Annotated in this window: 6 protein-coding genes and 1 CRISPR repeat array; of the genes, 5 read left to right on the top strand and 1 reads right to left on the bottom strand. The window is 68.6% G+C overall.

Annotation, left to right across the window (positions count from 1 at the left end; all coding sequences use genetic code 11):
• Position 1: 1 nt before the first annotated feature.
• Positions 2 to 432: a CRISPR direct-repeat array (repeat unit 35 nt; unit sequence GCTTAGCAGTTCAGAAATCGCAGGCCAACAGCAAC).
• Between the two features lie 118 nt (positions 433 to 550).
• Positions 551 to 1,534, bottom strand: coding sequence for an inositol 2-dehydrogenase (gene iolG, locus ACFE7K_RS14775; RefSeq protein WP_375398965.1), 984 nt, complete (start codon positions 1,532 to 1,534; stop codon positions 551 to 553).
• Between the two features lie 129 nt (positions 1,535 to 1,663).
• Between iolG and ACFE7K_RS14770 the strand changes: the two genes are divergently transcribed.
• The 5 genes from ACFE7K_RS14770 (at position 1,664) to iolB (ending at position 8,056) form a co-directional block, all read left to right on the top strand.
• Positions 1,664 to 2,524, top strand: coding sequence for a MurR/RpiR family transcriptional regulator (locus ACFE7K_RS14770; RefSeq protein ID WP_375398964.1), 861 nt, complete (start codon positions 1,664 to 1,666; stop codon positions 2,522 to 2,524).
• 68 nt (positions 2,525 to 2,592) lie between these two features.
• A complete protein-coding gene (iolC, locus tag ACFE7K_RS14765; protein ID WP_375398963.1) occupies positions 2,593 to 4,545 on the top strand; it encodes a 5-dehydro-2-deoxygluconokinase in 1,953 nt (650 codons plus the stop codon).
• A complete protein-coding gene (iolD, locus tag ACFE7K_RS14760) occupies positions 4,542 to 6,362 on the top strand; it encodes a 3D-(3,5/4)-trihydroxycyclohexane-1,2-dione acylhydrolase (decyclizing) (RefSeq protein ID WP_375398962.1) in 1,821 nt (606 codons plus the stop codon). Before iolC ends, iolD begins: the two co-directional genes overlap by 4 nt.
• Positions 6,363 to 7,256 carry a myo-inosose-2 dehydratase gene (gene iolE, locus ACFE7K_RS14755; protein WP_375398961.1) on the top strand — a complete coding sequence of 298 codons (894 nt, stop codon included), beginning with the start codon at positions 6,363 to 6,365 and terminating at the stop codon, positions 7,254 to 7,256.
• Positions 7,256 to 8,056, top strand: coding sequence for a 5-deoxy-glucuronate isomerase (gene iolB, locus ACFE7K_RS14750; protein ID WP_375398960.1), 801 nt, complete (start codon positions 7,256 to 7,258; stop codon positions 8,054 to 8,056). The genes iolE and iolB overlap by 1 nt, the downstream gene beginning before the upstream one ends.
• Positions 8,057 to 8,282 lie beyond the last annotated feature (226 nt).

Here is an 8,282-nt window from a genome sequence, read left to right as displayed (position 1 = left end):
GGCTTAGCAGTTCAGAAATCGCAGGCCAACAGCAACTAGTTGAGAACCCACACGCCACACACTGGAGGCTTAGCAGTTCAGAAATCGCAGGCCAACAGCAACGACCTCTTCAGCGACAGGCCGAAGCCGAAGGGCTTAGCAGTTCAGAAATCGCAGGCCAACAGCAACTGATCGCGTCCGCCTGCTGTTGCTCGCCAGGGCTTAGCAGTTCAGAAATCGCAGGCCAACAGCAACTGGACGCGGGCGCGAGACGGATCGTTCGGGGGCTTAGCAGTTCAGAAATCGCAGGCCAACAGCAACATTCCAGCCGGCAATGCGCCTTGCGCTCGAGGCTTAGCAGTTCAGAAATCGCAGGCCAACAGCAACTAGACGTTCACGTAGCCCATGTAGAGCGCGAGCTTAGCATTTCAGAATTGCCGGCTGACAGCCACACGTCGACGATCACGTCCCTCTTGAAATCCTGATTGTCGATCTGTCCAATGACGAAGTACGCCCCCTGGCGTCGGGCCGGATACGCCGGCGTCCCGGGATGATAAGGGCGTCGTGCATCTCAGACGCTCTCTAGGCGCCCCGATGCGGCGGAGCGGGCGGCCGCCTCCGCTAACGCGAGTGCCGCCACCCCGTCGCGATAGTCGACGCAGGGCGCGGCGCCGTCCAGCACCTCGGCGAAATGCGCCATCTCGCGGACGTAGGCGGTGGCGTACCGGTCGAGGAAGAAGTTCTGGAAGCGGTCGGCCGACGCGCCCCCCTCCCCCCACGTTTCCAGCGTCGTCCCGGTGACGTTGCCGACGCGGATCATGCCCGCCGATCCGAATGCCTCGATGCGCTGGTCGTAGCCATAGCCGCTGCGGCGGCTGGAGCTGATGACGCACAGCTTGCCGCCGGGCGTGCGCAATATGGTCTTGGCGGTATCGACATCGCCGACCCCGGCGATCGCGGGATCGACCAGACAGGCGGTGGTGGCGAAGACCTGGTCGGGCTCCTCGCCGAGCAGCCAGCGGGCCATGTCGAAGTCGTGGATGACCATGTCCTTGAACATGCCCCCCGAGGTTGCAAGGTAGCTCACCGGCGGCGGGGCGGGGTCGTGGCTGATGATGTGGAGCGTTTCCAGCGCGCCGACCGCGCCGGCTGCCAGCCGCTGATGGAGCGCCGCGAAATTGGGATCGAAGCGGCGGTTGAAGGCGAGCAACACGCGCGCTTTCAGGCCGGCGAGCGTCGCGGCGGCCTCGCTGGCGCTGGCCAGGTTCTGGTCGAGCGGCTTCTCGCAGAACACCGCCTTGCCGGCCGCCGCGGCGCGCAGTGTGTAGTCGAGATGCGTGTCGGTCGAACTGGCGACGACGACCCCGTCGATCTCCCCGCCGTCCAACGCCTCGTCGATGTCGCCGACCCGGCTGCCGTGCCGCGCCGCCAGCTCCTCGGCGGCAGTGGTCGTCGGATCGACGATCATCGCCAGCCGCAGGCGCGGGTTGGCGGCGATGTTGGCGGCGTGGATACGGCCGATCCTGCCGGCGCCGATGAGTGCGAGTGAATGCACCGAAACCCCTCCTCGAACGGCGGTTCGATCCCGCCCGCAAATGGAACAGACGTTCCTAGCGATGTGTGCCGTCCGGCGATAGTTGTGTTCTATCCCCGGAACGAATATTTCGGTCGAAAGGAGACGAGCATGGCCGATCCGGGGGCGCCGACCACCATCGAGGAGCTGCGCGCGGCGATCGTCCGGCGCTACCCCGATCTTAGCAAGCGCCTCCAGCAGATTGGCCGGCACATCCTAGACGAGCCCAACGATTTCGCGCTGGAGACGTTGGCGGTGATCGCCTCGCGCTGTGGCGTCCAGCCGTCGGCGATCGTGCGCTTCGCCAAGAGCTTCGGCTTCGACGGCGCCAGCCAGATGCAGAAGCTGTTCCGCGACGGCCTGATCAGCGCGCACGCGGCGCTCGGCTATTCGGAGCGCGTCCGCCAGCTCGACGAGGCCGCCGGCAGCGGCGCGGAACCGGGCGACCTGCTCGCCGAGTTCGTCGAGGGCAATGTGCTGGCGATCAACAACCTGCTCCACGTGCTGAGCGCCGCCGATCTGGAGGCGGCGGTCGACGCGATCGTCAAGGCGGCGGCGGTCCATGTTGTCGGCTTCCGCCGCTCGTTCCCGGTTGCCTCCTACCTCGCCTATTCGCTGCTCCAGGCGGAGAAGCGGACCTTTTTCATCGACGGTGTCGGCGGGCTCGAACGCCAGCAGGCGCAGGCGGTGCGGCGCGACGACCTGCTGATCGCGGTGAGCTTCCAGCCTTATGCCGAGGAGACGGTCGCGATCGTCGAGGAGGCGCGCAACCGCGGCGCGACGGTGCTGGCGATCAGCGACAGCCTGGTCAGCCCGATCGCCAAGCCCGCCCAGATCGTTCTCCAGGTCCGCGAATCGGAGATCCGCAAGTTTCGCTCGTTGTCGGCCTCGATGTGCCTCGCCCAGGCGCTGGTCATCAATTACGCCTTCCGGGCGACCCGCGCGGCGCGCAAGCCGGCGAGGAAGCGGTGAAACGCCTATTGCATTTGTTCCAGCTGTGGAATACATGTTCCACAAGAATGACGAGGGGCGGGTGACGGATGGCGGGCAGCGGCGGCGATAGCCGGAGAGGGCGGCTCGACCTGATCACCGTCGGTCGATCCGGCGTCGACCTGTATGGCGAACAGGCGGGCGGGCGGCTGGAGGACATGGCCTCCTTCGCGAAATATGTCGGCGGCAGCCCGACCAACACCGCGGTCGGCGCTTCGCGGTTGGGGCTGCGCGCGGGACTGCTGACGCGGGTCGGCGGCGATCACATGGGCCGCTTCATCCGCGAGCAACTGGCGCGCGAGGGCGTCGACACACGCGGCGTGTTGACCGATCCCGATCGCCTCACCGCGCTGGTCCTGCTCGGCATCCGCGATCCCGACAGCTTTCCGCTGATCTTCTACCGCGACAATTGCGCGGACATGGCGCTGGTCGAGGACGACGTCGACCCGGCGTTCATCGCCTCGGCGGGCGCGTTGCTTGTCAACGGCACGCATCTGTCGCGGCCCGGCGTCTTCGCCGCGAGCCTGAAGGCGGCGACGCTCATGAAGGAGGCGGGCGGGCGCGTCATTTTCGACATCGACTATCGCCCGGTGCTGTGGGGCCTCGCCGCCAAGGAAAATGGCGAGAACCGCTTCGTCGCGGACGGCGCCGTCACCGCCGAGCTCCAGCGCATTCTGCCGCTGTGCGATCTGATCGTCGGGACCGAAGAGGAAATCCACATCCTCGGCGGCTCGATCGACACGCTGGCGGTGCTGCGGGCCGTCCGCGCGAAGAGCGACGCGCTGCTGGTGATCAAGCGCGGCGCTCTCGGCTGTGTCGCGTTCGACGGCGCGGTCCCCGATCGCCTGGATGCCAAGGAGGGCGGGGGCATCGTCGGGCGCGGCTTTCCGATCGACGTGTTCAACGTGCTCGGCGCGGGCGACGCCTTCATGGCGGGGTTCCTGCGCGGCTGGCTGCGCGATGAGCCGGTCGCGACCTGCTGCGAATGGGGCAATGCGTGCGGGGCGCTGGTGGTGTCGCGACATGGCTGCGCGCCGGCGATGGCGAGCTGGGACGAGTTGCAGGCATTCCTCGCCCGCGACGACTGGCCGCGCCGGCTGCGCGATTCCGCCGCGCTGGAACAGCTCCACTGGTCGACCAACCGCCATCTGCATTACGACGCGCTGACGGTGCTCGCGATCGATCATCGCAGCCAGTTCGACGACCTCGTCGCCGCGTTGGGCACCGACAATATCGACCGCGTCCCCGCCTTCAAGGCGCTGGCGCTGCGCGCGGTCGAGCGGCTGGCGGGCGGCGACCCCGGGTTCGGCTTCCTCGCCGACGGCCGCTATGGCGCGCGCGCGCTGGAGGCGGCCGCGGACACGCCATATTGGATCGGCCGTCCGATCGAGGTGCCCGGCTCCCGCCCGCTGGCGTTCGAAGGCGGTGCGGACGTCGCCGCGACGCTGCGCGACTGGCCGGTCAACCATGTCGTCAAATGCCTCGCTTTCTACCACCCCGACGACGCGTGCGAACTGCGCGAGCGGCAGGACCGGCAGATCGTCCGCCTGTTCGATGCCTGCCGCGCGACACGGCACGAGCTGTTGCTGGAGGTGATCGCCTCCAAGCATGGCGCGGTCGACGCCGATACGATCGCGAAGGTGATCGACCGTGTCTATGACCTCGGCGTCTATCCCGACTGGTGGAAGCTGGAGCCCGCCGCCGACCGCGCGGCATGGCGCAATATCGAGGCGGCGATCCGCCGCCGCGATCCGCACTGCCGGGGCGTCGTGCTGCTCGGCCTGTCCGCGCCCAACGAGGTGCTGCTGGCGAGCTTCGCCGCCGCCGCGCCGAGCGAGATCGTCAAGGGCTTCGCGGTCGGCCGCACCATCTGGCACGACGTCGCCGCCGCCTGGCTGAGGGACGAGATCGATGATGATGCGGCGGTCGACGCGCTGACCCGCAATTTCGCGATTTTGGTCAACGCCTGGCGCGCCGCGCGCGTGACGAGCGCCGCGGCATGAGGCTGACGATGGCACAGGCGCTGGTGCGCTGGATGGCGGCGCAGCAGATCGCGATCGACGGCGCGGTCGTCTCCTATTTCGCGGGCGTCTGGGCGATCTTCGGCCATGGCAACGTCGCCGGCGTGGGCGAGGCGCTGGCCGCCGTCGAGGACCTGCTGCCGACCTTCCGCGCGCACAACGAGCAGGGCATGGCGCACGCGGCGATCGCTTATGCCAAGGCGATGCGGCGCGGCCGGGCGATGGCCTGCACCAGCTCGATCGGGCCGGGCGCGACCAACATGGTCACCGCCGCCGCGCTGGCGCACGTCAACCGCCTGCCGGTGCTGTTCCTGCCTGGCGACATCTATGCCTCGCGCCGACCCGATCCGGTGCTGCAACAGGTCGAGGCGTTTTCCGACACGACGGTGAGCGCCAACGACTGCTTCCGCCCGGTGAGCCGGTTGTTCGACCGCATCACCCGGCCCGAGCAGCTCCTCGACGCCTGCCCGCGCGCGATGGCGGTGCTGACCGATCCGGCGGCGTGCGGCCCCGTGACCTTGTGCCTGTGCCAGGACGTGCAGGCGGAGGCTTATGATTATCCTGACAGCTTCTTCGCGCCGCGCGTCTGGCGGCAGCGGCGGGTGCGGCCCGATGCGGCCGAGCTGGATGCGTTGATCAAGGCGATCCGGAGCGCCGAGCGCCCGCTGATCGTCGCCGGCGGCGGCGTGCTGTACGCACGCGCCGAGGCGGTGCTCGCCGACTTCGCCGCCGCCACGGGCATCCCCGTCGTCGAGACGCAGGCCGGCAAGGGCGCGCTCGCCTGGGATCACCCGCAGGCGCTGGGCAGCGTCGGCGTCACCGGCACCAGCGCCGCCAACCGCGCGGCGGCCGACGCCGATCTGGTGGTCGGCATCGGCACGCGGTTGCAGGATTTCACCACGGGCTCGCGGATGATCTTCGCCGGCAAGCGGCTGTTCCAGGTCAACATCCAGCTCCACGACACCGTCAAGCACGGCGCGGAGGCGGTGCTGGGCGATGCCGGTGTGGTGATCGATGCGCTGGCCGAATGGCTTGGGGACTGGCACGCTAGCAATAGCTGGGTCGATGCCAACCGCGCCGCCGTCACGGCATGGAACCGGGCGTTCGACGCCGCCACTGCGCCCGGTGACGCGCTGCCCTCCGATGCACAAGTGATCGGCGCGGTGTGGCGGCAGGCTTCGGACGACGCCGTGGTCGTGTGCGCGGCGGGCGGGTTGCCGGGCGAACTCCACAAATTGTGGCGGACGAAGCGGCCCGGCGGCTATCACGTCGAATACGGTTTTTCGTGTATGGGTTACGAGATCGCCGGCGGGTTGGGGGTCAAGATGGCAGACCTGGCGCGCGACGTGATCGTGATGGTCGGCGACGGCAGCTACCTTATGCTCAATTCGGAACTGGCGACCTCCGTCATGCTCGGGCTCAAGCTCACCGTAGTGCTGCTCGACAATCGCGGCTATGGCTGCATCAACCGGCTCCAGCAGGCGACCGGCGGCCGGCCGTTCAGCAACATGCTCGCCGATAGCCGCCACCAGACGCTCCCCGCGATCGACTTCGCCGCCCATGCCCGCAGCCTCGGCGCGCGGGCGGAGAAGGTGACGGGGATCGCCGAGCTGGAGGCCGCGCTCGTTCGCGCGGCGGCGTCGCCGACCACCTACGTCCTCGTCATCGACACCGACCCGGCGATCACCACCGACGAGGGCGGGCATTGGTGGGACGTTGCCGTGCCCGAGGTATCGACCCGGCCCGAGGTGCGCGCGGCGCGCGCGGAATATGTCCGTATCTTGAGTGGAGACGCGTAGATGACCATCCGCTGGGGCGTCAGCCCGATCGCCTGGTGCAACGACGACATGACCGAGCTGGGGGCCGACACCACGCTCGACGTGCTGCTGACCGATGTCCGCGACATCGGTTTCGAGGGTGTCGAGCTGGGCAACAAGTTCCCGCGCGACCCCGAGGCGCTGGCGCCGATCATGGCGAGCTATGGCCTCGACGTGGTCGGCGGCTGGTATTCCGCGAACCTGCTCGCGCATGACGCCGACGCCGAGATCGCGGCGATGGCGCAGCATCTAGCGTTGCTCGATTATATGGATTCGACGGTCTTCATCCTCGCCGAAACCTCGAACGCCGTCCATTGCGACCGCTGGGGCAGCCGCCTCGACACCCACCCGGTGCTGGCCGCGGGCGACTGGCGGCGGTTCGGAGCGCGGCTCGACACGGTGGCGTCCTACGTCAACGATCGCGGCCTGCGCTTCGCCTATCACCACCATCTCGGCACAGTAGTCGAGACCGACGACGAGCTGAACCGCTTCTTCGACGCGACCGGCGACCACGTCGGGCTGGTGCTCGACACCGGCCACGCGCTGCCCGGCGGCATCGATCCGATCCGGGTGATCCGGGAACGGCCGGAACGGGTGACGCATGTCCATTGCAAGGACGTGCGCCGGGCCAGGTATGACGAGTTCCGCACCAACGGCACCAGCTTCCTCAACGGCGTGGTCGGCGGCATGTTCACGACTCCGGGCGACGGGGACTATGATTATGCGCCGTTCATGCGGGCGCTGAAGGATATGGATTACGCCGGCTGGATCGTCATCGAGGCCGAGCAGGACCCGGCGGTGGCCAACCCGCGCGAATACAGCCAGCTCGGCCTCGATACGCTCAAACGCCTCGCGCGCGCGGTGGAGCTGGCCTGATGTCGCCGCTGCTCGTCCGCCCCCATGCGCCCGATGCCGAGGGTGTCGTCGTCGACGTCACCCCGGCCAGCGCCGGCTGGACCTATGTCGGCTTTCGGGTCGTCCGGCTCGCGGCGGGCGAACGATACGACGCCCGCGAAGCCGGTCGCGAGGCCTGTATTGTCGTGCTGTCGGGCAGCGTGGCGGCGGAGGCCGACGGCGAGCGTTTCGCGCTGGGCGGCCGCGCCAGCGTGTTCGAGCCGGTGGGCGCATCGCTCTATCTGCCGGCAAACGCACCCTACACGCTGGTCGCCGGCGGCGCGGCGGAGGTCGCGATCTGCACCGCCCCCGGCACCGGCGCGGGTATCGTCCAGGTGATCGCCGCCGACGCGGTCGGCCGGGAAACGCGTGGCACCGGCACGAACACCCGCCACGTCCGCAACATCCTGCCCGACACCAGCGACATCGCCGAGAGCCTGCTCGTGGTCGAGGTCGTGACGCCGGGCGGCCATTGGTCGAGCTACCCGCCGCACAAGCACGACCGCGATGCGCTGCCGGAGGAGAGCCTGCTCGAAGAAACCTATTATCACCGGCTGAACCCGCCGCAGGGCTTCGCCTTCCAGCGCGTCTATACCGACGACCGCTCGCTCGACGAGGCGCTGGCGGTGCAGGACGGCGACGTCGTGCTGGTGCCGCGCGGCTATCACCCGGTGGGCGCGGCGCACGGCTACGACCTCTATTACCTCAACGTCATGGCCGGCCCGTCGCGGCGCTGGGTCTTCGCCAACGACCCGGCGCACGCCTGGATCATGGGAAAGTAGGAATTGCGGGAAATTTTCCACCACGTGGCCGGCCAGGACGAAGGCGCAGGCGGCGGCCGATTCGGCGACGTATTCGACCCGAACACGGGGGCGGTTCAGGCGCGGGTGACGCTGGGCGGTACGGCGGAAGGAGATGGTCGACGCCATCCTCGACCGCCCCGCGATCGCGGGGCTGCGGGTGGGCCTCTCGACCGACACCGACGCGCATTACGGCCCGGTGGTCAAC

Source organism: uncultured Sphingomonas sp., assembly GCF_964244265.1.
Classification (GTDB): Bacteria; Pseudomonadota; Alphaproteobacteria; order Sphingomonadales; family Sphingomonadaceae; genus Sphingomonas.
This window is presented reverse-complemented; position numbering and strand designations above follow the sequence as displayed.

Coding starts and splice junctions, on each gene's coding strand:
- iolE (WP_375398961.1), top strand. CDS start 6,363: ATGACCATCCGCTGGGGCGTCAGCCCGATCGCCTGGTGCAACGACGAC.
- iolD (WP_375398962.1), top strand. CDS start 4,542: ATGAGGCTGACGATGGCACAGGCGCTGGTGCGCTGGATGGCGGCGCAG.
- ACFE7K_RS14770 (WP_375398964.1), top strand. CDS start 1,664: ATGGCCGATCCGGGGGCGCCGACCACCATCGAGGAGCTGCGCGCGGCG.
- iolC (WP_375398963.1), top strand. CDS start 2,593: ATGGCGGGCAGCGGCGGCGATAGCCGGAGAGGGCGGCTCGACCTGATC.
- iolB (WP_375398960.1), top strand. CDS start 7,256: ATGTCGCCGCTGCTCGTCCGCCCCCATGCGCCCGATGCCGAGGGTGTC.